This is a genomic window from Psychrobacter sp. 1U1, assembly GCF_051847535.1.
Classification (GTDB): domain Bacteria; phylum Pseudomonadota; class Gammaproteobacteria; order Pseudomonadales; family Moraxellaceae; genus Psychrobacter; species Psychrobacter saeujeotis.
Genome location: NZ_JBPYDD010000004.1, coordinates 46,282 through 72,058, shown reverse-complemented (window position 1 = coordinate 72,058; position 25,777 = coordinate 46,282). Strand labels below are relative to the sequence as shown.

The following is a 25,777-nucleotide window of genomic DNA, read 5'->3' as shown; positions in this document are numbered from 1 at the left end:
TTAACTTATGTTGGACTCGTTATGCTATCTAGCCCTACTGTCGATATAACAAATATTACTGATGATAGTGATGCAAAACCAAAGTATGCTTCCGTACTACGTATTGCGGTTATCGCGCATTCTTTATATCCCATTGCACAGCCTTATGCAGGCGGTCTTGAGATGATTACTCAACTGATCTGTGATGAGTTGGTGGCTCAAGGTCATGAGGTATTGCTTTATGCCCATACCGATAGTCAAACGAGGGCGACATTGGTGCCATTTATGACTCGTGATGAGTTTGATAACACGGTTTATCCCAACGAACATGATTCGTTAGGGATGAGCCGCGAAGAGCTATATCAGTATTTGGTTTATCAGCAAGCCATGCGCGATATTATTAGCCGTGATGAACAAGGTATGATCGATGTGGTACATAACCACAGCTTGCACCATATACCGATGACAATGGGTCAAACGTTTGGTGCACGCTTCTTTACCACCTTTCATACACCGATTTTTCCGCAGCTGCGTTTGGCATTATTGACGCTACGTCATGGCACGCAAACCCAGTTTACGGCGATTAGTGGTCATCAGCAGCAGCTGTTTGATGAATTTGTACCGTCGCATGTAGTCTATAATGGTATCGATGTGCAGTCATTTAATGCCAATACAAACCCAATTGATGACGAAGTATATTTTTGGTACGGGCGCATTTGTGTTGAGAAAGGCACGCATTTGGCAATGGAGTACTGTAAAGCGGCAGGTAAGCGTCTTATTATTGCGGGACCTAAAAGCAATGAGGAATACTTTGAGGAATATGTAGCACCGCTACTAGAAGAAGACAAAAACGATGAGTCTTTATTCGATTACGTCGGTCATCTGAGTAAAGATCAAATCAATGAGCGCTTAAGTCAAGTCACAGCCATGCTATTTACCAGTACGTGGGATGAGCCTTATGGCTTGACACTAGCTGAGAGCTTAGCTTGTGGTACACCCGTGATTGGTTTTGATGTTGGTGCAAGTGCTGAGATTGTCACGCCAAAGACAGGCGTCATCGTACCCAAAATGGATAAAGATGCCTTTATTCAAGCCTTTGATGGTATCAAACACATATCACGCAAGGCATGTCGCGTTCGCGCTGAGCAGTTTTGTTCAGTCGCTGCGATGGTCGATGGTTATCTGCGCTTATATGAGCAAGCAGTAACGGTCGATGATAGCGACAGCATTCAAGAGGCGTTTGTCTAGTTCTTTTTATTCTCTAGTTACTATAGTCGATCCACTATAAAAAAACATAGCGCTACTGGTATAAATTTTCCTTGCGTGCTGCGTACCCAGAGGCTGCGCAAAATTTATACCAGTAGCACGCTGGCATAGCTGTATTCTTTTTATTTAGGATTAACTATATCAGTGACTGCCTTAACCTGTTAGGAACTTTTTATAATGCGTATCGGCTATTATGCTCATCACCATGGCTCGGGGCACTGCCGCCAAGCAGATAAACTGGCCGCCTTGCTACCATCAGAGTTGCGTCAGAAAGTGACGGTGTTTACAAGTTTGCCTAATGACGCTTATCACTTCAGTACGATAACTGATGAGCAAATCGTACGTTTGAGTGCTGAGGATGAGCTGCCAGATGATGTACTACCAGGGCGCGCTGGAAAATACTGGCAGCCAAACAGTTTGCACTATTCGCCAGTGGGTAATGAAAATATTCAAAAGCGCAGTTGGCAGCTGCTTGATGCTATTTATCAGCGCCGGATTGATTTGATGATTGTCGATGTCAGTGTCGAAGTCGCTATGCTGTGCCGTACCGTTAGCGTACCTTATTTGTATGTGAGGCTGGCAGGCGAGCGCGATGACATACCGCATTTAAACGCCTTTGCTGGCGCGCTTGGATTATTAGCCCCTTATCCAAAGATGCTTGAAGCGGCAGCAACGCCAGACTGGGTACGCCAAAAAACACTATATCTTGATTTTTTGCCAAACAAAGCCCAAAGTCTGCCCAGCTTTAGCGAGTTTATAGATAAGCTCATGACGCTCAGCGAAAATGACGCTACTAAACAACAGCTATGCTCGCACTCAAGTGCTGATAAAGCAATCTATGATCATGATAAAACCAATGCTGAAAATAATCCAAAAACTAATCCAAAAACCAGTGTTAAAACTCATATAGCCACTGTGATTAAAGGTTATGGTGGTCATGAAGCTATTGATGCCAAGCTGCCAGAGCTGCGCCAACTGTTACCAGACACTATAATTGTCTCTCTTGGCCCTATTAATGAAGAAGTAAGACATTGTGTTGATATCGCCGCCCATGTGGATGATGTGACGCCATTTATCGCCTATAGTAATTTGCTGTTGATGGCCTGTGGTCTCAATGGTATCGCGCAAGTCTATGATTACCCAACGCCGCTTGTGGTGCTGCCTGATGTGCGTCCACATCGTGAGCAAGAAGTGATGGCAGAAGCCTTAATTGAGCAAGGGCGTGCTTTAAGTTGGGCACAGTTTATGGCTCAAACTTCCTATATAGACAGTCAGAATGGAACGTCTTTTTTATCAATGAGCGATAAAACCATGAGCAATGAGCAGACTGCTTTGGTCAAAAACCCCACTATGGCGGCGCAAAACTTTATGAATAGCATCGCTGACTATATTTCTGTGAACGCTTGGTTTGCAGAATGGCTATTGCCGCAGTTGGACTTAAAACCTGAGAAATAAGAAGTAACAAAGAAACTTATAATAATAAAAGTAAAGAAGATATTTATGACTACCATACCCCAAGTAGCAAACGCTGCACACAACACCATTCCCGTGAGTGTAATAACGACCTGTTACGGACGCAATCGGCATCTCTACAATCTACTTGGTAGCCTGGCGCAGGGTAGCGTCAAACCAAGCGAGGTTATTATCGTTAATGACGATGCTGAGGCTGAACGTCTGGCAGACTACGATTTAAATATTATTAAGATAGCAACGACTACAGCGACTGAGAAGGGACTGGCAAGTAGCACCTCGTTTGATATTGGTCATAATCGTAATCTTGGCGCTGCGCGTGCCACACATGAGGCCATGATTTTCTTGGATGTGGATTGTATCGTCGCGCCAACTTTTATTGAGCAATTACATAGTAAGCTGCAAGCACGTCCCCATGCCTTACTAATGGGTCAACCACGTTATCTGACACGTCCTTTGACGGATGATGAGGGTAATCAGCTACAACAAGGTAAATTGGCAGTCAACTTTTTAGATGAGCTGTCCGTATTTAACCCTTATCGCGATAACTTTGATTTACAGCATCAGGGTCAATCTATTAAACAGACGCAAGATTATGGCGCATTTTGGAGTCTTTGTTTTGCAATTATGCGCAGTCAATTTGAGCGGGTAGGTGGCTTTGATACCGATTATGTTGGTTATGGCGCTGAAGATACGGATTTTGCTTTTATGGCACGTGCTTTAGACATTGATTTTTATTTGACCAACGACGTGGTTTACCATCAGCAGCACAGCGTCTATCGGCCGCCGCTCAATCATCTCGATAGCATAGTGATTAATGCCAACCGTTTTTATGAAAAATGGCAACATTGGCCGATGGCAGGCTGGCTTGTAGAGTTTGCACAGCGGCAATTGATTGATTGGCAGGAGGCGCAGACAGTGCCCATTGTTATCGATCGGCAACCCAGTAAAGCGGAGATTAATGCCGCGCATTGTCCAGATGCGCCTTATGTGTAGATATAGAGTCGATACTAAATAAAATAGATATACGGCATTGATACGCTAGACTGGTACAAATTGCTTTTGCGTGCTGTGCCTGCGTAGACAGAAGCTGCAAGAAATTTATCCCAGTCTCGCTACATCAGTTTTAAACTGAATCAACTATAAGTGTTTAATCTTATTAGTAGTGTTCTATTAGTATTGACGAATAATTTCGACATCTTTAGGCGGTGTGGCAAGTTCTTGTCTTTCAAACGCCCAGTTATGACCTTCCCAAAAATGCGCGGTTTTATCATCATTATTAAAACCTAACATCACTATTGATAGCAGCGTCTTAGCTTTCTGTTTTTGCTGAATATGCAGGCGTGCAGATAAAAGTAACCGATATAATAAAAACCCTGAAGTTGGCGCAGATGAATGAATATCAGCAAAGATAGGATAGTCTGCTACTACTTCATGTTGTTCTGACAATACGCGGCAATACTCATCACTGCGTAATAGTTTATCAAGCGCCTCTGAAATCTCTAACACTCGGTCAGCCGTTATGGGGTCATCATGAGGACTTGGGTCATCAGATGGCAATGGGAACTTATAGTCAGTGTTGCCAAACAAAATACCAAGTGGCGCTTGCTTTGCCATATCTAGCATCGCTGTTAAGTTATTACTACGCGGCGGCAGGCCAAAATGTAGCTTACTGTCACCGATTTGTCTAAAAAACAGTAGCTTTGGTAAATCTTTAGCTAGCGGATGATGGACAAAGAAGTCTGCATGAATAAAGTCATTGAATAACACCAGCATATCAGTAGGCTGTAATAGTGCTTCTAAGCTCGCTGTATCTATCGACGGATTGTTAGCTATCAATATGATCCGCTCACTTTGTAATAATGACTCTTGAATCATAAGCGGTAAGCTTGCAAAAGCCAAAGCCGATATCATATTTTCATCGGTAGCAATATTGAAATCAAAGTCACCTATAGAGTGATAAATGTTGTCGTACAATGAGTCTGTTGGCTGGGACGTATGTAGCATAGAAGCTTAAATGACCTAAATAGAAAGAAGAATTAACATTATAAAAAACGGAGAAACATTATAACGTATGTCTATTAAAATAACATCACCTAAGGTTATGATAAATATAGTAAAAAACCGAGTATTAGACAATGTTTTGTAATACATAGATGCTACATTTTGCAACCTTTTCACCTTAGAGTCTTTTTTATATATCCGTACCATAAGAGCAGCTAAATCATAATTAGAAGGATGAATTTATGAAAAAGACATTTAAGAGTTTTAAACTAACGACATTGGGTGCTTGCCTGACTTTGGCATTGACGACAGGGGCATTAAGTACTGCTGTTATTGCGGCAAACTATTCTGATGAAGTAAGTATGGCTCAAGCAACTAAAGTCAGTTTGAAACAGGCCGTTGCTACAGCAAGTAAAGAAGCTGCTGGTTCTTTGGTCAGCGCAGAGCTGGACGATAATGATAGCGATGCCCAAAATGGTAATAGTGTCTACGAATTAGAGTTCAGTACTGATACGACAAGCTACGAGATAAAAGTCGATGCCACGACGGGTAAGATTGTAACGTCTGAAACCGAGCAACTTGATAAAGAGGATATCGACGATTATAAGGTTCAGCAACAAGCCAAGATAAACATGACGGATGCCATTGATATTGCTGAAAAACAAACCAACGGTCATACTCTAGAGATTGAATTTGAGAGTGACGATGATGAGATGGACCATCCAACTTATTATGAAGTTAAGGTGTTAAAAGACAATCAAATATTTGAATTAAATATAGACGCAGAGACGGGTGCAGTGTTTGAAAATTCAATTGATGATATAGACGCTATGCCAGATATGACGGTAGTCGAGTTATAACACTTTTAAAGTTTATCTACTGTATTAAATTTTGGTTAACTTCTATCGATAGACAATAAGAAAGCCCCAATCATTCAATGGTTGGGGCTTTCTTTAGTTATGCTAAGTGTCTATATGAATTCGCTATACTGTCTCGCGCCATTTGCCTTGTACCATGATACCTGCAATAGGGTTCAATCCTATTTGATACGCAAGGTCAGCGGGGCGGGCGATGTCCCATAATGCCAAATCAGCATCACAGCCTACTTCTATTTTACCTTTTTTGGCGAGACCTAACGCTTGCGCTGCATGTACGGTCGCCCCTGCCAACACTTCTTCAGTAGTGAGATAAAATAGGGTACAGCCCATGTTCATCGCCAATAACAGCGAGGTTAATGGGGAAGTACCAGGATTGCAATCGGTTGAAATGGCCATCGGCACCTGATGTTTACGCAAGGCTTCAATCGGTGGCAACTTGGTATCACGCAAGGTATAAAAAGCACCTGGCAATAGCACCGCTACCGTGTTGCTTGCGGCCATTTTTTTAATATCGTCTTCTGCTAAGTGCTCAAGATGGTCGCTTGATAATCCTTGGTATTCTGCTACCAAAGCACTAGCACCTATGTTTGAGAGCTGCTCGGAATGCAACTTCACTGGTAAGTCTAATGAACGAGCGACTTCAAAGACGCGCTTAATCTGCTCAGCAGTAAAGGCGATGTTTTCACAGAAGCCATCGACCGCATCGACCAAACCATCGCTATGCAAGATTGGTAACCACTGGCAAACTTGCTCTATATAGTCATCGGCATTGTCTTTGTACTCAGGCGGTAGGGCATGGGCGGCCAAATAAGTGGTGCTGACATGAATATTGTGTTTGTCACCGAGCGCGCGGGCGACTTTCAGCATTTTGCGTTCAGTGTCTAAGTCCAGTCCATAGCCAGATTTGATTTCGACACTGGTCACGCCTTCTTTGATGAGCGCGAGTAGACGTTTTTCACTTTGCGCAAACAATTCTTCCTCATTCGCTGCGCGGGTGGCGCTAACAGTTGAGACAATGCCGCCACCTTGTGCCGCGATATCTTGATAACTGGCACCTTGCAATCGCGCTTCGAACTCATTGCTGCGGTTGCCACCATAAACGATATGAGTATGACAGTCGATGAGTCCAGGCGTTACCCAGTTGCCATCAACATCTTTGATTTGATCGTTTTTATAATGGGTAAGGTGCGGTTTTATTTGCTCATGCGTACCAACCCATGCAATTTTGCCGTCTTTGATACCGATAGCGGCACTTTCTAATTGACCATAAGAGGTGCTTTTTTCTTGGTTTTCGCTATAAATATCAAACCCGTATTGCTCTGAAAAGGTGGCGAGATTGGCATTGATAATGATGTAGTCAAATGATATTAGGGCGGAGTCGTTTATAGGCGTTTGGTCTGTAGAATTTATTGTATTAGTCATGATGTGCTCCTACTTATTAGTATAGATTTAGTGCAGCCATCCATAGTCCGTTCACTTTAAAATAGACATTGTGTCGTTGGTAAAAACGCTTCTTGCTGTGGTGCTGCTGACAGAGGATGTGCAAAATTTACTTCAGTAGCCTTGTATGGTTGGTTTATTTTAAAAATGTTATAGCGTGACTGGTACAAACTTTACTCGCTTGTTGTGCGCAAGCGAGACAAAGGCTTCGCAAAATTCATCCCAGTCACTTGTATAAATATTCATAACACTTTTATTCTGTATCGATTTATTTATACTAAAAGTAAATGCTGCTCGATAATAGTTGCTAAGAGGCGAGCCGCGACTTTACAGCTGCGTCCATCAACATCAAAGGTCGGGTTAATCTCGGCAATGTCAGCCATTTTTACTTTGTTTGATGCCATAATACGTTTGACCGCGCGCTCAACGAAGCTCAGCTCAATACCATAGGCGGCGGGCGCACTGACACCAGGAACGACGCTCGATGGCAAGCAATCCATATCAATGGTTAAATAGACCACATCAACGTCGTTGATAAATTCTTCTATTTGAGCCGCAATTTTTTTCCATTTCTTATTGGTGCAATCTTCGTCACTGATAATGTGTACGCCTAACTGCTCAGCACGGTCGAAGAGCGCGGCTGTGTTGGAAAACCGGCTGACGCCGATACAGCAATAGTGAAATGGCTGACTCTGTTCATCAAGGTGCTCGGCAATCTGGCGAAAGGGCGTACCAGACGTCGCGACATCAGACTGACGAATATCTAGATGCGCATCAAAATTAATCACCCCGATGCTAGGCATTGTGCTCGCATGGCTTTTAACATCATTTTCAATATTACTTTTAACAGTGCTAACGTCATTAGTAGGTTTGTTGGTTTCTGATGACAGCGCTTGCCACAATCCCAAAAAGCTGCCATAAGCAATGGCATGACCACCGCCAAGTCCGATAGGTAGCCCGCCTTGCTGGATAATATGACTAATTTTATCGGCATACTTTACTTGAGCTTGCTCCAGAGTACGCTCGGCAAAATCATCATTATCATGACAATGGATATCACCCGCATCACCCAGTAGGGTTGGCAATTGACCATCAAAGCGTTGTTGTAACTCAGCGATGACTGGTAGCGCCGCAAAAGCTTGACGAATCAAAGGCGGCGCAGCTCGTGCACCTACGCGTCCTTGATTACGTCTGACACCTTGGTCACAAGCGAACCCAACCAGTCCAATGCGCTGACCGTTTTGCTGACTGGTGCTATGAAAGGCATAAGGCTGGGCTATTTGATACCAGTAGCGGGCGCGCGCAGACTCAAACGGCTCTGCACGTCCTGTCCACCGACTCATATCAGCTGCAGTATGGCTTACGGCTATTGTCATTGTTGACCTCCTTTCATAATATAAAACCTGACTCTCAATTTAGTATGGCTTACGCCAATAAAGCTAGATGGTTGAGAGTGGGTTTTATATATAAAATTTTGCTATTTAGACTCATACCAATCACTACGCAGTGACTGCCAATATTCGGTGAGCGTACCATCTAATACTATTTGCTTTGCGGCTTCAATATCAGGCGCTAGGTAGCGATCTTTGTCATAAAAAGTCACTTTCTCGCGCAATTTTTGATGCGCGGCCTGTAATGCTTCGGAAGTAGCAAGATTACGATGGAAGTCGATACCTTGACCAGCAGCCAATAGCTCAATGCCAACGATGGTAGCCGTGTTGTGCGCCATTTCATATAGGCGGCGGGCGCTATAAGTGGCCATCGATACATGGTCTTCTTGGTTGGCAGAGGTTGGAATGCTATCGACACTGCCAGGATGGGCGATAGACTTGTTCTCTGAGGCTAGCGCCGCTGCGGTCACGTGGGCAATCATAAAGCCTGAGTTTACCCCAGCATTGTCAACTAAGAATGGTGGTAAGCCGCCTGATAAGGTTGCATCAATTAATAAAGCCACACGGCGCTCAGACATAGAACCAATCTCAGCAATCGCTAAGGCTAAAATGTCTGCGGCAAATGCCACTGGCTCGGCATGGAAGTTGCCCCCTGAGATAGCTACTGGGCCGTCATCATTGTTAAAAATAAGCGGGTTATCGGTCACCGCATTAGATTCAATTAATAAAGTCTTGCCTGCTTGGTTGATGATATCAAGGCAAGCGCCCATGACTTGCGGCTGACAACGTAAGCAATACGGGTCTTGTACTCTATCGTCTTGCTCGCCATCGTGGGAGGCGCGAATAGCACTGCCTTTAATTAATTGACGATGGGCTTGTGCAATTTGTATCTGACCGTGATGGCCACGCACTTCATGAATACGGGCATCAAATGGCGCATCCGAGCCTTTGGCGGCATCGATAGACATAGAGCCGACGATGGTGGCGGTCTCTAATAAATCTCTTGCTAAGAAATAACCGCGCAATGCCAGTGCGGTGGATACTTGGGTGCCATTAATAAGAGCAAGACCTTCTTTGGCTGCTAGGGTAATGGGTTCAAGACCATGCTGCGCTAACGCATCAGCAGCAGGTACTTTTTTGCCGCCAACATAGACGTCGCCTTCGCCCATCATCGCCAGCGTCATATGCGATAAAGGTGCTAAGTCACCAGAAGCACCAACAGAACCTTTGGCAGGAATGTTTGGGGTAATTTGATTGTTGATTAAGCCAAGTAGGCTATCGACCACAGCGCGGCGGACGCCAGAGACGCCTTGCGCGAGGCTGGCAACTTTCATCACCATAATCAGCCTGACCACATTGTCTGGTAGCGCCTCACCAGTACCTACTGAGTGAGAAACGATAAGGTTACGCTGGAGTAGCTCAAGCTGATCATCACTGATACGGGTTTTTGCTAACAGGCCAAAACCGGTATTGATGCCATAAGCGCTCTTATCACGCGCAATGATGGTACGTACATCTTCGTGTGAGGCATCTATCGCTTCATAAGCACTGTCGGGTAACGTCAATATGACAGGTCGCTCATAAATATCGCGCAACATCTCAAAGCTTAATTGGCGTGGGTGTAGGGTTAGTTTTTTGATATCAGTCATGCGAGTTATCCTAATTTTATGAGCTATATTAATTGTATTTTTTTGTCTATACATTTTAGTTTATGCTTTGTTGTTTATAAACCGCTAAAAGCTATGCTGTCTAAATTTCTTTAACTAATCCCGCCTGTTTCAGTCGGTCTAACCGAACCAGCCTAGATATATCGCTAGATGTCCAAAAGGTGCGGCGATGAGAATGCTAAGTACTACGCGCTCAAACCAAATGATGACCATCTTAGGGACTGACAACGGAATCTCAGTTGCCAATACACAAGGAATCATCGCTGAAAAAAACAGCACGCTACTAATCGAAACCACGCCTGCCACATAGCGGGTTAAGACCTCAGCTTCCGTTAGCAATAGGGCAGGCAAGAACATCTCAGCCAATCCCGCTGACATGCCTTTAGCAGCAACTAGTGGCTCGGGCATACCGGTTACCCAAGTGAATGGATACAAGAGCAAACCTAATGCATCAAAGACGGGCGTATATTTGGCTAGTAAAAGGCCTGTCAACCCTACTGCGATGATAGAAGGCACAATCGCTGCCGCCATCGTCACCCCATCGCGAAAGTTCGACCACATAATTTGTTTGAGGTCAGTCGCACGGCGTGAGGTAGCTAGTCCTAAATGATAAGCTGCTGCTAAGCGATTGCCTTGTTGGTTGTCCAAATCTGGACGGCTGGCACTATCATCAAAACCCCGGATAGGCGGAATACGGGCAGTAATGGCAGTGACAATAAAGGTAATAATCAGGGTCGACCAAAAGAACAGATTCCAAAACGCCATTAAGCTTAAGGTCTTAGCAACGATGACCATAAAGGCCGCCGATACCGTAGAAAACCCAGTAGCAATAACGACGGCTTCACGGACCGAATATTGCTTTTGCAGAAAGACCCGATTGGTAATAAGTAGCCCAATAGAGTAACTGCCAACAAAGGACGCAACCGCATCAATCGCTGATGAGCCGGGCGTTTTCCAAATCGGCTTCATAATAGGCTGCATGAGTACCCCAAACATCTCCAGCAAGCCAAAACCGAGCAAAAAAGCGAGGATTAATGCGCCAATAGGGACAATCATACCGACTGGTAATGCCAGTTTTTCAAACAAAAACGGCAACATGTCCTTTTCCATGATGATAGCAGGCGCCATATCAGTGATATACAGGATGGCAAGTACTAGCCTGATAATCTTAAAGGCGGTTAATATCATATTGGTAATATTTTTACGCCATGAACCATCGTAAATGGGTTTGCCAACGCCATAAATCATCAGTAGAAATAGCAAAAATACCGCAAGGGTGTGCTGCTGAGTGACCAGATAAGTTGCCCCATGATCAAATAAGATGGTGCTCTTTTCACCAATAGTAAAAGGCACAAAGAACATCACCAGACCAATAGCACTAAATACGATTAGCTGTATCAGCGCGACAGGTTTGGACAGCAGCTTTTCAGGCGGCGGGCTAGCAGGTGCTGGACTGTCTAGAGGCGTTCTAGGCACAGAGCTACCTGGGGGCAAAATATCACGTTCAGACATATTATCGTCCTTGATAAAGTGTTGATAATGTCCTTATACCACTTGAGCATATAAGGACAAGGACAAGCTATTTAATCATTGGTAGATTTAAGCCGTAGTCTTTCGCTGTTTTGATGGCCAGCTCATAGCCTGCATCCGCATGACGCATCACACCTGAGCCGCAATCATTGACCAGTACTCGTGCTAAGCGCTTGGCAGCGGCATCTGTGCCATCAGCGACAATGACCATGCCAGAGTGCTGCGAGTAGCCCATGCCCACACCGCCGCCATGATGGAGTGACACCCAAGTGGCACCGCCTGCGACATTGAGCATGCCATTTAATAGCGCCCAATCCGACACCGCGTCTGAGCCGTCTTTCATGCTCTCAGTTTCACGGTTTGGGCTGGCAACAGAACCAGTATCTAAATGGTCACGGCCGATAACGATAGGGCCTTTTAACTCGCCATTCTTCACCATCTCGTTAAATGCCAAGCCTGCTTTATCACGTTCACCAAGACCTAACCAGCAGATACGCGCTGGCAAGCCTTGAAATTGAATGCGCTCTTTTGCCATGTCTAGCCAGCGATGAATATGGGTATTTTCAGGGAACAGCTCTTTAATTTTTTGATCGGTTTTATAGATATCTTCTGGATCGCCTGATAATGCGACCCAGCGGAATGGCCCTTTACCTTGGCAAAACAGCGGACGAATATAAGCAGGGACAAAACCTGGGAAGTTAAAGGCATTTTTTACCCCTTCATCAAAGGCAACTTGGCGGATGTTATTACCATAATCAGTCGTTGGGACCCCCATTTCTTGTAGATCTAGCATCGCCTGTACGTGTACGGCACAAGACGCGGCGGCATCTTTGGTTAATGTTGCATGTTGCTCTGGGTTTTCTTGAGCTGCCCTCCATTCTTCAACGCTCCAGCCACTTGGCAAGTAGCCATTGATTAAGTCGTGCGCTGAGGTTTGGTCAGTGACCAAATCAGGTTTTATCTCGCCTGCATTGGCACGCTTGACCATTTCAGGCAAGATATCTGCCGCATTACCAAGTAGCGCGATTGAGACGGCCTCACCCGCGTCGGTATGCTGTTTAATCAGCTCATAAGCATGGTCAAGATTGTCAGCTTGCTTGTCGACGTAACCAGTACGCAGTCGAAAATCAATGCTCGACTGTTGGCATTCGATGTTTAGAGAAGTGGCGCCAGCAAAGGTTGCCGCTAGTGGCTGTGCGCCGCCCATACCGCCAAGACCTGCAGTCAATATCCAACGTCCTGCCCAGCTGCCATCATAATGCTGGCGACCGGCTTCGACAAAAGTCTCATAAGTACCTTGGACGATGCCTTGGGTGCCGATATAAATCCAGCTACCGGCAGTCATTTGGCCGTACATAAATAGGTCTTTGCGATCAAGCTCATTGAAATGCTCCCACGTTGCCCAGCGCGGGACAAGGTTGGAGTTGGCAATGAGTACACGTGGCGCATTTTCATGAGTTTGAAAGACGCCAACTGGTTTGCCTGATTGCACTAATAAGGTCTCATCGTCTTCTAATTCTTTGAGTGACGCGAGTATTTGATCATAGCTTTCCCAGTTACGGGCTGCACGTCCGATACCGCCATACACAACCAAGCTTTTTGGGTTTTCGGCCACGTCAGGGTGTAGATTGTTTTGAATCATGCGATAAGGCGCTTCGGTCAGCCAGCTTTTGCAATTTAATGTACTGCCAGTCGGTGCAGCAATGTTGCGGCTCTCATCACGACGCGTAAAAACATTGCGGTTGCTGGTGCCGTTGTTGTTCATTTTATTATCGGTAGTCATGATCATATCCTTGTGATTATCTATACAGTTTGCTGGTGACATTTTAGTAGTAGCATTATTTGGTATAACATAAGTTGTATATACAAATTATCAAAGATTATTTTCTTATGCAAGCACTTTTTTATAAATAGCTACGGTGTGGGTGAAGTAACTGCATCAGATAAGGTGTTCTCATGGTGATTGTCATAACTGTCGTGATATTATGTCAGCACTTTTATAGCTGCACAGTCACATATAGTTGATACTAAATAAAATGAATACGTTATTTCATAACGCGAAACGGGTATAAATTTTTCTAGCTTGCTGTGCCTACGCCGACAGAGGCTGCAAAAAATTCATCCCAGTTCCGCTGTATCTTTTTCATATTGGACTGGCTATAGTTGGAATCAACGGTTAGAGACGAGCATGACAAAGGTGAAGCGTGACATGACAAAAACAGTTCCAGCATATCAGCGGATTAAAAACGCCATACTAGATAATATCCATTCTGGAAAGTGGCAGGCGGGCGAGGCTATCTCCACCGAAATGGCGTTGGCAGAAGAGTTTGAAGTATCGCGCATGACAGTCAACCGCGCGCTAAAAGAGCTAAGCGAGGAGCGAGTATTAGAGCGCAGGCAAGGGTCAGGGACGTTTGTTGCACAGCAGCAGTTCAATCATACCTTTGTGGAAGTGCGTAATATCGCGCAAGATTTAAAATCGGCCAATCGTGACTATCAGGCACAAGTGGTGAGCAAACGCGCTATTACCGCGAGTATGTTAGATGATGAAATGCGCCGTAAATTTGGTATTGATGAAGCAGTCGTGCCCTCTAACTCTAAGGCCACTAATGCAAAGAACGTTGACTCATATAGCATTGATAGCAATACTGATAGCACTGAGGCAGCTGTTTTATATGAAGTAAAAATCATTCACTTTGCGGATGGTCAGCCGATACAGTTCGAAGAGCGCTGGGTTGATGCGACAAAAGTACCAGAATTCATTGAGCAAGACTTTAGCATGGTGAACACCAGCGATTATCTGATTGCCAAAAGCCCGCTTGAGCGCGGTAACTATACCATTCGCGCCTTAGCAGCACCTGATAAGATCGCTGATGCGCTACAAATTGCACCGCAGTCACCAACGTTAGTACTGCGCCGTCAGACTTATTCGGCAGGACGGGTGCTGACCTTTGTAAAGATGTGGCATGCAGGGGATCGTTATCAATTCTCCGGCAAACTTTAACCTTCTTACGTAAGGTCACTGTTTTCGTACGGTCATTCTTGCCAAGTTGTAATAAGATAAGTTATAAATAGCAGACGATTATCAACCATTAACGCTTGGTTCTATTGAATCACGTTTTAATACAAAAAGCTTATTCCAAAAAAATACTATAAAATGGTATTGAAAGACACAAATAATACCCTCAAATCGGGCAGCCAGAGTAGGATATTGCCAAGAGTGAGTTATATTTTGCGGCAACATCGATGGTTTGTTTAACTTGGTCCGCTCATTACATTATTTTCTTACCTTATAAGGACGCCTTATGAAACGTCGTAATCTTTTAGCCCTTGCTGCCAGTACCGTACTGCTTGCCGCTTGTGGTCAGTCACCTACCAATGAAGCGGAAACCAGTGCGACCGATAATGCTGCAACCGAAGGCTCCGATTTGCTACAACGTATCAATAACGGCGGCACGATCAATGTCGGTACAGAAGGTACTTACCCACCGTTCACTTATCACGATGAAAGCGGACAGCTAACTGGTTATGATGTCGAAGTGACTCGTGCAGTCGCTGACAAGCTAGGCGTTGACGTTGAGTTTAAAGAAACCCAGTGGGATGCCATGCTGGCAGGCCTTGATTCTGAGCGTTTTGATATAGTCGCCAACCAAGTAAGCTTGACGACGCCTGAGCGCCAAGCGAAATACGACCTCGCTCAACCTTATAGCTGGTCAGGTGCTGTCGTCTTAGCAGCAACCGATGACAATCGTTATAGCTCATGGGAAGCATTGAAGGGTCTGCGTAGCGCGCAATCATTGAGCAGTAACTATGGTGAAATGGCAGAGCGCTATGAAGCAGAAATCGTTCCTGTTGATGGAATGGCGCAAGCAATCCAGCTGGTGAAGCAGGACCGTGCTGATTTCACAATGAATGACCAACTTGCTGTACTAGACTACCTAAAAAAATTCCCAGACAGCGGCCTAGAGATTAAATTGGAGGCTCCTGCTAGTGAGCAGCGTGGTTCAGGTTTAATACTGCTAAAAGGTGATGATGCTGTCGTAGAAAAGCTGAATGAAGCGATGGGTGAGTTGCAAGCAGATGGCACGTTGACTGAGCTTAGCGAAGAGTTCTTTGGTGCTGATATAAGTCAACAAAAATAATGCTAGCGTCTATAACGTCGATGTTGGCTGATTTATTGGCATTGTTGCCGTTTATGAGTCCTGATCGGGCGCAAATCGTTATTGATTCTTTTTGGCCGATGCTAAAAGGCGGTATTTATTATTCGATACCGCTGGCATTGATATCATTTGCTATTGGTATGATGATTGCGCTGACAGTTGCGCTCATTCGTATTGTGCCGCGGACAGGCTGGTTTCATAAGATTATCTATAGACTGGCTCGCATCTATGTGTCTGCTATTCGCGGTACACCGATGCTGGTACAACTATTTATTATCTTTTATGGTTTGCCAAGCGTTGGCCTCAAGCTTGATCCGTTTCCCTCAGCGATTATCGCCTTTTCATTGAATATCGGAGCCTATGCATCGGAGACCGTGCGTGCAGCGATTTTATCGATTCCTAAAGGCCAATGGGAAGCAGGGTCAACCGTTGGCTTGACGTATTTGCAGACCTTTCGCCATGTGATTTTGCCGCAAGCGCTACGGGTATCGGTACCACCGTTATCCAATACTTTTATCAGTTTGGTCAAAGATACTTCTTTGGCCTCATTGGTACTGGTTACCGAGTTGTTCAAAGAAGCCCAGATTATCACCGCACGTAACTACGAGTTTATGCTGGTCTATACCGAAGCGGCATTTATATATTGGGGTATTTGTCTGTTTTTGACCTTTATTCAAGGTAAGCTTGAAACTAGGCTTGATCGTTACGTGGCTAAGTAGTTCATTGACTCATTCACCAGCAGTTTTAGTATTATTAGCACAACAGGAACCTTTATGATTCAAGTCACTAATATTCACAAAGCTTTTGGTCATAATCAAGTGCTCAAAGGCATCGACTTGACCATCGAAAAAGGTAAGGTAGTGGTGATACTTGGGCCATCAGGGTCAGGTAAAACAACTTTTTTACGCTGCTTAAATGCGCTGGAGATTCCTGATCAAGGTGTCATTGCTTTTGATGATGACAGTTTGACGATTGATTTTGCTACTAACCCTAAGAAAAAAGCACTACTGGCGCTACAACGCAAATCTGGTATGGTGTTTCAGTCTTATAATTTGTTTCCGCATAAGACGGCGATTGAAAACTTGATGCTCGGACCGACTATCGTACAAGGTCAGAGTAAAGCGCAAGCTCGCGAGCAAGCTTTAGCATTGCTAAAGAAAGTTGGTTTATCTGAAAAAGCTGACCTGTATCCCTTTCAGCTGTCTGGTGGCCAGCAGCAGCGTATCGGTATCGCGCGGGCGCTGGCGATCGAGCCGTCATTATTGTTGTTCGATGAGCCAACGTCTGCACTTGATCCAGAGCTAGTGCAAGACGTGCTTGAGACCATGAAGCAGCTGGCATCTGAAGGCTGGACGATGGTCGTGGTGACCCACGAGATTAACTTTGCTCGTGAAGTGGCAGATCATGTGGTTTTAATTGAAGACGGTTATGTGGTCGAAGAGGGTAGTGCCAAGCAGATGTTTGAGCTATCAACACACCCACGTACACAAGCGTTCTTACAGCGTATAGAGCAGTAGTGTCGCTAAAACAGCCACAATTATCTATTGAATTCTGACGGCTCAAAACCTTCTTTTCTAGTAAACGATGAAGTAATAGAAGTAACACCTCTTTAACGATAATATCATGGCTAAGGGTTTAGCTCTTTATCGACTATAAGCGCTCACAACTTTTAATCACTACACTTTTTGTCGTCTTTTTAGCCAACGCGGTACACGAGTCGTCGTACCGTTTAAGAGAGCATTTAATAAAGCTGCCAGCAAAATGAGTACCACGCCCACATACTGTATCCACGACAATGATTGATGTAGTAGTAGTATTGCTAACGCAATGGCAGTCAATGGCTCAAAGATAGTAAACACCGATGCTCGCGTGGCGGGAAGTTTTACCAATGCTTTCATGTAAAGTGCAAAGGGCGCCACTGTCCCAATCAAAGACAGTCCTAAAGCGTAGCCCCAGGTACGTAGTGGCAAGCTTAGTAATTGCTCGTAAGTTCTATAGGTCTCGGGCAATAAGAGCAATACGCTTGCACTGATGATGATAGAGGTAAAAAACACTAAAGGTGCGGGATGAGCGTAGTGCATAGCGCGTTTGCCAAGTACGCCATATAGGGAATAACACACACCTGATAGCAGTCCGAGCACGATACCCCAATTGATTTGCGCCTCATCACCAAGCATCGTTAATCCCACACCAAATACCGCCATGAGTGCCAGTAATGCCGACTGCCGTGTAATAGACTCGTTTAATAAAAAAGCCGAAAATAACAGACTAAAAACAGGTGCAGTATAAAGCAGAGAGACTGCAGGGCCAGCACCGACATAAATAACGGCAAAGAAATAACAGATCGACATACCCAGTACGCCAATCAACGATTGCAGCGCCAGTCCCAGCCACTGCTTTGGACGCAGTTTGATTAAATAGGGCCATAGTTTTGGTAGCATAACAAGAATAAGAAGAGCGGCAGTCACGACGCGCAAGATAGTAATCTGCCAGCCACTAAAGCCGATTTGATTGAGGTAGGTAGAAAATATTCCCAAAGTACCCCAACAGACAGCGGCTGTAATGATTTGGATGGTGCCTATCCACGATTGCCGCGCTGACATTATGCTATCAGTATTTGCCATATCGCTCTCTATTGTTATGTATTATCAAACTCGAAAAACAACCTCTTCAAGCTTTTTCTTCATTACCATGCTGAAATAATAAAAGACAACCTGATTAAAGGCTGCCTTTTGTTCGTCTTTTCAGTCTATCATGAAAGTGTGACTAACGCGCTAACACAAGTTGATAAGTCATCATTAAATAGATACCAGCGACGAGTGCGAAGTGGCAGAAAGTAAAGAGTATCTATACCAGTAGCGCGTAATTATACTTACTTAAAACAAACTACACTTGCAATAAAAAATTGGTAAGTAGCCGTTTGGCGCCTTCGGTGGCAAAGGACTCAGGGTGAAACTGCATGCCCTGAATTGGGTATTCTTTATGCTGCAATCCCATAATCTCATCTCCTGCAAGCGCTGACTCAGCCAAGCTTAAATGATGGTATGCATCATTTGCAATGACAGCTGTGACGCTTAAACACTCAGGCAAAGTATCTGCTCGTACCATAAGTGAGTGGTAGCGCATGATTTCAAGTTCTTGCGGCAAGCCTTGGTAGACACCTGCGTCATCATGGCGAATGGCTGAGACTTTGCCATGCATCGGTACGCTAGCTTGAACCACATCTCCGCCAAATACATGAGCGATACCTTGCATGCCTAAGCAAACACCCAGTAGTGGCACCGTCTTACCCAGTGTCTCAATTACTTCTGCACAGATGCCAAAATAGGCTGGATCATCGGGGGAGCCAGGGCCGGGTGAGATGATAATACGGTCAAGATTCATCGCTTGTACGTCAGGCAAAGTAATCTCGTTGTTGCGTTTAACGATGACGTTTGCAGCGTTAGTGCCGTCTTTATCATCATCCATGGTTTGCAAAATCTCGCCGATATATTGATATAAGTTAAAGGTAAAGGAGTCGTAGTTGTCGATAATTAAAACGTTCATAAGTCATAAGCTCTTTACTGAGATATAGGAAAGTTAGGCGGTCATAAAGCTGTCTAACACCACTTTCATGGCAGAAAGCTTACGCTGAATCTCAAGATATTCATCAGCAGGGTTGGAGTCGTAGACATTGCCGCCGCAAGTTTGCGCGTAAGCGGATTCACCATTGATAAATAGACTACGAATAGGAATAGCAAAAATACAATCGCCATTAAAATTAAACGAACCAAGCGCGCCGCCATAAGCACCGCGACCATCAGGCTCTAACTCATTGATGACCTTAATAGCCTCTACTTTTGGTGCCCCTGATAAGGTGCCAGCGGGAAAGTTGCTGGCTAGAGCGCTAAACATATCTTCATTAGGGTGCAAAATCCCAACGATTTCAGAAGAAATGTGCTGGACATGTGAGAAGCGTTTGATGTCCATTAGACTGCGTACTTTTACCGTGCCAAAGCGCGCGACGCGGCCGATATCATTACGGTGCAGGTCAACAAGCATATTGTGCTCGGCAATCTCTTTAGCATCATTTAGTAAGGCACGAGCAAGCTTACGGTCCTCCACTATATCGACGCCACGCTTAGCGGTGCCTGCGAGTGGGTAGGTCTCCATCTCACCTTGACGTAAGCGAAACAGCAGCTCAGGGGAGGCACCAATGATGCACTGCTCGGCAAATTTCATAAAATACATATGTGGTGACGGATTGACCGCCCGTAGCTTTTCATAAATCGGCATTTTGTCACCAACGATACGGTACTTTGACTTAAAGCCGACCTCGCACTGAAAAATACGACCAGAGATAATGTCTTCTTTGACCTGCATCACTACCTTGGCATGTTCTTCTGAACTCATGCCATCGCCCAAAAAATCAACTCTGGGCGCTTCATAGCTAGGCGCTGGCTCATCAAGTAGGGCTTTGATTTGCTCAATACGATTGTCTTGCTGAGCAGTCGGGTAATAAAAATAGAAGATTTCCCCGGTCATTTTGTCTAGCGTCAATCCATCTAAATACACGCCAAATTTAAAGGGTTCAAAATCGTCACTGGGCTTAGCATTAAGACTTGGCTCAAAAAAATTGACACTGTCATAACCTAAATAGCCGACCAGCCCACCGCTTTGGTCACGAGCAATGACATGCTGCGGCGTAATTTTTCGCAGCAACTGGTAAGGGTTGCCAGTCTGATAATGTTTGGTATTCGCTGTTTTATTATCAGTGATAGCCAGGGTAGTGCGGTCAATGGCTGCGATAGTCATAACTGGATCAAAACCGATGGCATGGTGACGTGCCATATGACCATCTTCGCCCAATGACTCGAGTAGATAACAGGTCTCAAAAGCACGCTCAATACGTTTAAATAGCGCGAAAAAATCGATATCTTGTGTCAGTTTGATGCGTTGTGGTTTGCTGGGAATATCAATCGCAGCAGGATGATCATGTTGGGATATAGAAGAGCTCATAACAATGTCCGAGGAGATTTATAAATATTGGCAAAAAATAGATTCAAGTTGTGTGATCTTATTTATTAAGCATCTTGTCTATGGGTCGCTAGTAGCGCACTGACATCATGACTTTGCATCACTTTGGCCCCACGCGAGACAGTGGCAATACCGACGCCTAATTGTTCAGATATCTCACGCTGAGTCATACCGTGTGCTAATAGATCAAAAATACGAATACGATTGGCGATTTCTTGCTGTTCTTTATCAGTCAATAACGCACTAAATAACACGTCAATAGCGGTACTGTCACTGCAATTTGCTAAATGAGTTAATAAACTGTGATAGGGATCAATGCTCATGGTATTTAATCTTTATGATAGTAGGATGAATAATATACTGTTTCAGTATTCTAGTGCAATAGTACATGGAAAACAAGTACAGTTATTGATTGTTTTACCAGTACTTGATCAAAGAACTACTTTATTATGATTCAATTTGCTATAAAAACAAAAAACCAGCTAATGGTTATTAGCTGGCTCTATTATGGAGTAGTATGTATTTATAGCGCTTATTACTCAAAGTTACCTATCGTTCTGGACGAATAAACGGCATATGACGGTTCACATCTTTATAGAGTAAGTATCTAAACGGTCCAGGACCGCCAGCGTAGCAAGACTGTGGGCAGAACGCACGCAGCCACATAAAGTCACCCGCTTCAACTTCTACCCACTCAGCGTTTAAGTGGTAGACCGCTTTACCTTCTAGTACATATAAACCATGTTCCATCACATGAGTTTCATCAAATGGAATCACACCACCTGGCTGGAAAGTCACGATGTTGACATGCATATCGTGACGCATGTCTGATTGCTCTGTAAATCTAGTGGTTTTCCATACGCCTTCTGTACCTGGCATTTCAATCGCTTCGACTTCGTGATCGCTAGTGACAAAGGGTTCAGGCACATCAATACCTTCTACAAATTGATAAGCTTTACGTATCCAGTGGAATTTAACATGCTTGTCGCCATTGTTTTTCAACGACCATTTGCAACCAGGTGGTAAAAATGCATATCCACCCGCTTCAAGATGATGTGATACGCCTTCTATGGTCATGTCCATCTCACCTTCGACGACGAATATGACACCTTCAGCCTTTGCATCTAGCTCAGGTTTTTCTGAGCCGCCATTAGGTTCAACTTCGACGATATATTGTGAAAAAGTTTCAGAAAAACCTGTCAGTGGGCGTGCAATCACCCACATGCGCATACCTTGCCAAAACGGTAGGTAGCTGATAACAATATCAGTGAGCACACGTTTGGGAATGATGGCATAAGCTTCAGTGAATATAGCGCGGTCAGATAGTAATTGCGTTTGCGGAGGCAAGCCGCCTGTAGGGGCGTAATAAGTACTTTTTGTTGACATAATTGATGTTCCTTAGCAGTTTTGTGTCACGATAAATTTGTATTTAAACTCATAGAGCAAAGAGGAGTTATATCTGTAAAATTATGAATCATCTAACTTCTAAACAGTATTAGCCTTTGCTCTATTTGACCTAGCTTGCTCAGTAGCGACATCAATGCAAACTTCCCAATCATCAATCTCAAATTCATGGCAGTTATTGCCCTCACCATTAATGCGATCGATAACTAAAAAGTCACAATCAGCGTTTAGAGCAAGTAGCGGATGATGCCAAACGTTAGCGTCATATTGAACGCCCTGATGCGAATAAGCATAAAAAACTTCTAAATCATCAGCTGATTTAGGTGGATCGCCTGGTTTGGCCACGACGACCAAATAGTCTGTTGAATTCATAGAAAAAAAAGCTTGTGTACCAAACGGATGATATTCCATAACTGATAGAGTAATAGGGCAATCACGTCTTTTAGTACGGAATATACTAAGACCAACCTCTCCGCCGTCAAGAGCAACTTTTGTGATGGAGTCATGACGACAGGCATAACCGCGATTAATATCCCAGCTATTTTCGGGGGTTTTTTCTTCATCGCTATAAGGCTCAATCACTGAGCCATATGGCTTAAATGCAGCTTTAGTTAAAGGCTGAGCAATTATCGTAGTTTTCATAAGATCACCTTTATGACAATTAACAATGTCATTCATTATAGATTACATCCAATTAGCAGTATTGTCATCTGTGGCAGGATGATTTTCGTACCAATGCTTGGCGATTTCATCGCGGCGGCAGACCCAAACATCAGGTTTGCTGGTGATGTATTTTAAAAATTGTTTGAGCGCAGTAATACGGCCAGCACGGCCAATAATACGGCAATGCAAGCCAATGGTTAGCATTTTTGGCGCGTTTTTGCCTTCTTTGGCACCTTCTTCATAAAGGGTATCAAAACTGTCTTTTAAATACTGATAAAAGGGTTCAGCATTGGTAAATCCTGGACTTGACGCAAAACGCATATCGTTGGTTTCAAGGGTATAAGGGATAACCAAATGCGGTTTGCGGGTTAGCTGACTGCCTTCTTCTACCTTCACATTGAGCCAGTAAGGTAGTTCATCAGCGTAGGAATCAGAGTCGTAGATATAGCCACCTTGCTCAGCGACCAGCTCACGTGTATTAGGGCTATCACGCCCAGTGTACCAACCTAGTGGCTGACCACCGAGCATGCGATTAAAGATTTCAGTTGCTCGGCGTACATGTTCACGCTCCGTCTCACGATACATGTATTGATAAGTGATCCAGCGTAGTCCGTGGCTTGCCACCTCATGCCCGTCTTCTAAAACACGCTCGATAATGTGCGGTGTCTTTTCAGCAGCAGAAGCACAAGTAAAGGTGGTAATTGGTAGACCATATTCTTTAAAAACATCTAACACTCGCCAAACGCCCACACGGCTACCGTATTCAAAGGCAGACTCGATAGACTGGTGACGGTTGTTAAATTCTGGTGTCCCTAAAACATCCGATAAAAAGCGCTCAGACTGACCATCGCCATGCATGACACTGTTTTCTGCGCCCTCTTCGATATTTAGGACGAACTGCACCGCTATTCTTGCACCGCCTGGCCAGTTTACTTGTGGCGGATTGGCACCATAGCCTTTTAGATCGCGGGGGTAGGCATCATGATTAAAATCGCTGGTAATCTTTTTTGTCATCTTGTTTAATCCTTTATAAAAACAGAGCAGTATAGTCGCTCGAAACTTACTAACTAAAAGAGGATAAGAACGCGATAAAAATATAATAGAGCGTTATCGCGTATTTATTACGAGTTGAATGTTATCGATTGAGCGTTATGAGTAGGCTTCATTAGTGATCTAACCGTTTTGATATTGTAGCAACGCCTATTGAGCAAATAGTCAGTACAAAGATAAGATCGTTTGTACTGACTTTTACAAGCAGGCTTATTTTTATACTGTGGTTCTCATTCTACTATTGTGTCAGGATCTACTGCATAAGAGCGCATCAAGACCCAATATACGACACCCCCTAATGCGGCACCTAACAAGAAACCATAGCCTTCAAGCTTGGTAAGCGCTGGTATCAGCACCGTGGCAATAGAGAATAAAGCACCGATGGCAAAGGCGATAAGCGCACGAATGTTCCAGCCTTTGTAGTAATAATAAGCGCCTGTTGGCTGATCAGAAAACAAATCATTCATATCGATATGTTGACGTTTAATCAGGTAGTAATCGATTACCAAGATTCCAAAAAATGGAGCGATGATGGCACCGACAGCATTGACAAAACCAACAATACCGATCTTACTGATGAATGATAACCACAGTGCGCCAACAAAGAAGGCGATAATAGCAGTGATTAAGCCGCCCCTACGAAAGTTAATATGTTTAGGGAACAAATTGGCCAAATCGTAAGCTGGAGGAATAAAGTTTGCGACCATATTGATACCGACCGTAGCAGCAAAAAAGGTCACCGCCGCAACAATAGTCAAGGAGAGGGTGTCCACTCTATCAACAATGTCCGATGGATTGGTCAACGCTTCACCAAATATGACCAAGGTACCAGCAGTAATGACCAAAGCGATGAAAGAGAAAAACACCATATTAATGGGTAGACCCACTAAGTTACCTAAGCGCATATCACGCTCGCTGCGTAGAAAGCGTGAGAAATCCCCGAAGTTGATGACGACTGCGGCAAAGTAAGCAACCATCGTACCGACGATAGCAGTAAATGCTTGGATGGAGTTTCCACTGTAATCACTGCCACTTGCAAAGATAGAGTTGATGGCTGGTAGCAACTCAGAACCTGACTGATACCAAATAACCGCCATAAGGACGACCATCACAACATAAACCAGGGGACCTGCCCAATTTAAAAAGTGCTTGATTGGCTCAATACCTGCCCAAAATAGCAGAATCTGAAATACCCAAACAATCACAAAAGCAATCCATGCGGTACTGTTTAAACCTAAAAATGTTGTATCCGGACTGCCTATAAAGATTGCCAATAAGATGGCGACTGCGGTCGAGGCAAAGTAGGTCTGCACCCCATACCAGAAGATACCGATAATAGCGCGTAAAATAGCAGGTAAATTGGCACCGTTGATGCCCATGCTGGCACGTATCAATACAGGAAAAGGAATACCATATTTGACACTAGGCTTACCAGTTAAGTTCACCATCCACATGACGATAAAGCCTGAACAGATAATGGCTGCCATAACCCACCAACCACTCAAACCATAGCTCAAAAACAAAGACGCAGCAAGGGTATAACCAAATAAACTTTGGATGTCATTAGACCAGACATTAAATATCGCAAACCAGCCCCAGTTGCGCTGTTCTGGCTGTAACGGTGCTAAATCTTCATTGTATAATCTGGAGCTTTTACGCTCGGGATTAAACTTATTACAGTCATAGAGAGCCGTGTTCTTATGAGTATTCTGCTGACTTCCTTGTCGCTCATTATTAGACATCCTTTTCTTCCTTTAGATTAGAGTCAATCGTAACTGAGATTGTTAACACTTAATAATATCCATTGTTAACACTTTAAGGATGTCTAAGTCATTGGTCAAGATAATTTTTGACTTAAC

Annotated in this window: 22 protein-coding genes; 8 read left to right on the top strand and 14 right to left on the bottom strand. The window is 44.2% G+C overall.

The annotated features are described in order from the left end of the window. Positions 1 to 21 precede the first annotated feature (21 nt). The 3 genes from ACS8FB_RS06985 (at position 22) to ACS8FB_RS06975 (ending at position 3,711) form a co-directional block, all read left to right on the top strand. On the top strand, positions 22 to 1,227 hold the full coding sequence (locus tag ACS8FB_RS06985) for a glycosyltransferase (protein WP_439261703.1): 1,206 nt from the start codon (positions 22 to 24) through the stop codon (positions 1,225 to 1,227). A 195-nt stretch (positions 1,228 to 1,422) separates the two neighbouring features. Continuing rightward, a complete protein-coding gene (locus ACS8FB_RS06980) occupies positions 1,423 to 2,700 on the top strand; it encodes a hypothetical protein (protein ID WP_439261702.1) in 1,278 nt (425 codons plus the stop codon). Positions 2,701 to 2,745: 45 nt separating this feature from the next. Next, on the top strand, positions 2,746 to 3,711 hold the full coding sequence (locus ACS8FB_RS06975; RefSeq protein ID WP_439261701.1) for a glycosyltransferase family 2 protein: 966 nt from the start codon (positions 2,746 to 2,748) through the stop codon (positions 3,709 to 3,711). A 177-nt stretch (positions 3,712 to 3,888) separates the two neighbouring features. Here the strand turns inward: ACS8FB_RS06975 and ACS8FB_RS06970 are convergent, their stop codons facing one another. Further along, a complete protein-coding gene (locus ACS8FB_RS06970; protein ID WP_439261700.1) occupies positions 3,889 to 4,722 on the bottom strand; it encodes a hypothetical protein in 834 nt (277 codons plus the stop codon). Positions 4,723 to 4,961: 239 nt separating this feature from the next. On the opposite strand from ACS8FB_RS06970, the gene ACS8FB_RS06965 reads away from it, so the two are divergent. Continuing rightward, positions 4,962 to 5,579, top strand: a complete 618-nt coding sequence (locus ACS8FB_RS06965) for a PepSY domain-containing protein (RefSeq protein ID WP_439261699.1) — start codon at positions 4,962 to 4,964, stop codon at positions 5,577 to 5,579. A gap of 123 nt (positions 5,580 to 5,702) precedes the next feature. On the opposite strand, the gene hutI is transcribed toward ACS8FB_RS06965, so the two are convergent. The 5 genes from hutI to hutU form a co-directional block, all read right to left on the bottom strand. Beyond that, positions 5,703 to 7,019 (bottom strand): imidazolonepropionase, encoded by a 1,317-nt coding sequence (gene hutI / locus ACS8FB_RS06960; protein WP_439261698.1) that lies wholly within the window; start codon positions 7,017 to 7,019, stop codon positions 5,703 to 5,705. Between the two features lie 290 nt (positions 7,020 to 7,309). Next, positions 7,310 to 8,413 (bottom strand): formimidoylglutamase, encoded by a 1,104-nt coding sequence (locus ACS8FB_RS06955; protein WP_439261697.1) that lies wholly within the window; start codon positions 8,411 to 8,413, stop codon positions 7,310 to 7,312. A 101-nt stretch (positions 8,414 to 8,514) separates the two neighbouring features. Then, positions 8,515 to 10,077 carry a histidine ammonia-lyase gene (gene hutH / locus ACS8FB_RS06950; RefSeq protein WP_439261696.1) on the bottom strand — a complete coding sequence of 521 codons (1,563 nt, stop codon included), beginning with the start codon at positions 10,075 to 10,077 and terminating at the stop codon, positions 8,515 to 8,517. 138 nt (positions 10,078 to 10,215) lie between these two features. Beyond that, the gene (locus ACS8FB_RS06945; RefSeq protein ID WP_439261695.1) at positions 10,216 to 11,607 is read right to left on the bottom strand and encodes a YjiH family protein; all 1,392 of its coding nucleotides are present in this window, start codon (positions 11,605 to 11,607) and stop codon (positions 10,216 to 10,218) included. A gap of 67 nt (positions 11,608 to 11,674) precedes the next feature. Further along, a complete protein-coding gene (gene hutU / locus ACS8FB_RS06940) occupies positions 11,675 to 13,390 on the bottom strand; it encodes a urocanate hydratase (protein WP_439262131.1) in 1,716 nt (571 codons plus the stop codon). 444 nt (positions 13,391 to 13,834) lie between these two features. On the opposite strand from hutU, the gene ACS8FB_RS06935 reads away from it, so the two are divergent. The 4 genes from ACS8FB_RS06935 (at position 13,835) to ACS8FB_RS06920 (ending at position 17,302) form a co-directional block, all read left to right on the top strand. Next, positions 13,835 to 14,629, top strand: a complete 795-nt coding sequence (locus tag ACS8FB_RS06935) for a UTRA domain-containing protein (protein WP_439261694.1) — start codon at positions 13,835 to 13,837, stop codon at positions 14,627 to 14,629. A gap of 301 nt (positions 14,630 to 14,930) precedes the next feature. Next, entirely contained in the window at positions 14,931 to 15,767 is an 837-nt protein-coding gene (locus ACS8FB_RS06930) for an amino acid ABC transporter substrate-binding protein (protein WP_439261693.1), read from the top strand. Next, positions 15,767 to 16,504, top strand: coding sequence for an amino acid ABC transporter permease (locus ACS8FB_RS06925; protein ID WP_439261692.1), 738 nt, complete (start codon positions 15,767 to 15,769; stop codon positions 16,502 to 16,504). Before ACS8FB_RS06930 ends, ACS8FB_RS06925 begins: the two co-directional genes overlap by 1 nt. A 54-nt stretch (positions 16,505 to 16,558) precedes the next feature. Continuing rightward, positions 16,559 to 17,302, top strand: coding sequence for an amino acid ABC transporter ATP-binding protein (locus ACS8FB_RS06920; protein WP_299217208.1), 744 nt, complete (start codon positions 16,559 to 16,561; stop codon positions 17,300 to 17,302). 159 nt (positions 17,303 to 17,461) lie between these two features. On the opposite strand, the gene ACS8FB_RS06915 is transcribed toward ACS8FB_RS06920, so the two are convergent. The 8 genes from ACS8FB_RS06915 to ACS8FB_RS06880 all read right to left on the bottom strand — a co-directional run bounded on the left by ACS8FB_RS06915 (position 17,462) and on the right by ACS8FB_RS06880 (position 25,660). Then, positions 17,462 to 18,409: a DMT family transporter gene (locus ACS8FB_RS06915; protein WP_439261691.1), complete on the bottom strand. Its 948-nt coding sequence runs from the start codon at positions 18,407 to 18,409 to the stop codon at positions 17,462 to 17,464. 262 nt (positions 18,410 to 18,671) lie between these two features. Next, the gene (locus ACS8FB_RS06910; RefSeq protein ID WP_439261690.1) at positions 18,672 to 19,331 is read right to left on the bottom strand and encodes an anthranilate synthase component II; all 660 of its coding nucleotides are present in this window, start codon (positions 19,329 to 19,331) and stop codon (positions 18,672 to 18,674) included. Between the two features lie 33 nt (positions 19,332 to 19,364). Then, positions 19,365 to 20,783 carry an anthranilate synthase component I family protein gene (locus ACS8FB_RS06905; RefSeq protein ID WP_439261689.1) on the bottom strand — a complete coding sequence of 473 codons (1,419 nt, stop codon included), beginning with the start codon at positions 20,781 to 20,783 and terminating at the stop codon, positions 19,365 to 19,367. A gap of 65 nt (positions 20,784 to 20,848) precedes the next feature. Next, entirely contained in the window at positions 20,849 to 21,124 is a 276-nt protein-coding gene (locus ACS8FB_RS06900; RefSeq protein WP_439261688.1) for a Trp family transcriptional regulator, read from the bottom strand. A gap of 226 nt (positions 21,125 to 21,350) precedes the next feature. Next, entirely contained in the window at positions 21,351 to 22,187 is an 837-nt protein-coding gene (locus tag ACS8FB_RS06895) for a bifunctional allantoicase/(S)-ureidoglycine aminohydrolase (protein WP_299217194.1), read from the bottom strand. Between the two features lie 99 nt (positions 22,188 to 22,286). Then, positions 22,287 to 22,847, bottom strand: a complete 561-nt coding sequence (locus ACS8FB_RS06890) for an ureidoglycolate lyase (RefSeq protein ID WP_439261687.1) — start codon at positions 22,845 to 22,847, stop codon at positions 22,287 to 22,289. Between the two features lie 42 nt (positions 22,848 to 22,889). After that, positions 22,890 to 23,882 (bottom strand): allantoinase PuuE, encoded by a 993-nt coding sequence (puuE, locus tag ACS8FB_RS06885; RefSeq protein ID WP_439261686.1) that lies wholly within the window; start codon positions 23,880 to 23,882, stop codon positions 22,890 to 22,892. 266 nt (positions 23,883 to 24,148) lie between these two features. Beyond that, a complete protein-coding gene (locus ACS8FB_RS06880) occupies positions 24,149 to 25,660 on the bottom strand; it encodes an NCS1 family nucleobase:cation symporter-1 (RefSeq protein WP_439261685.1) in 1,512 nt (503 codons plus the stop codon). Between the last annotated feature and the right edge of the window lie 117 nt (positions 25,661 to 25,777).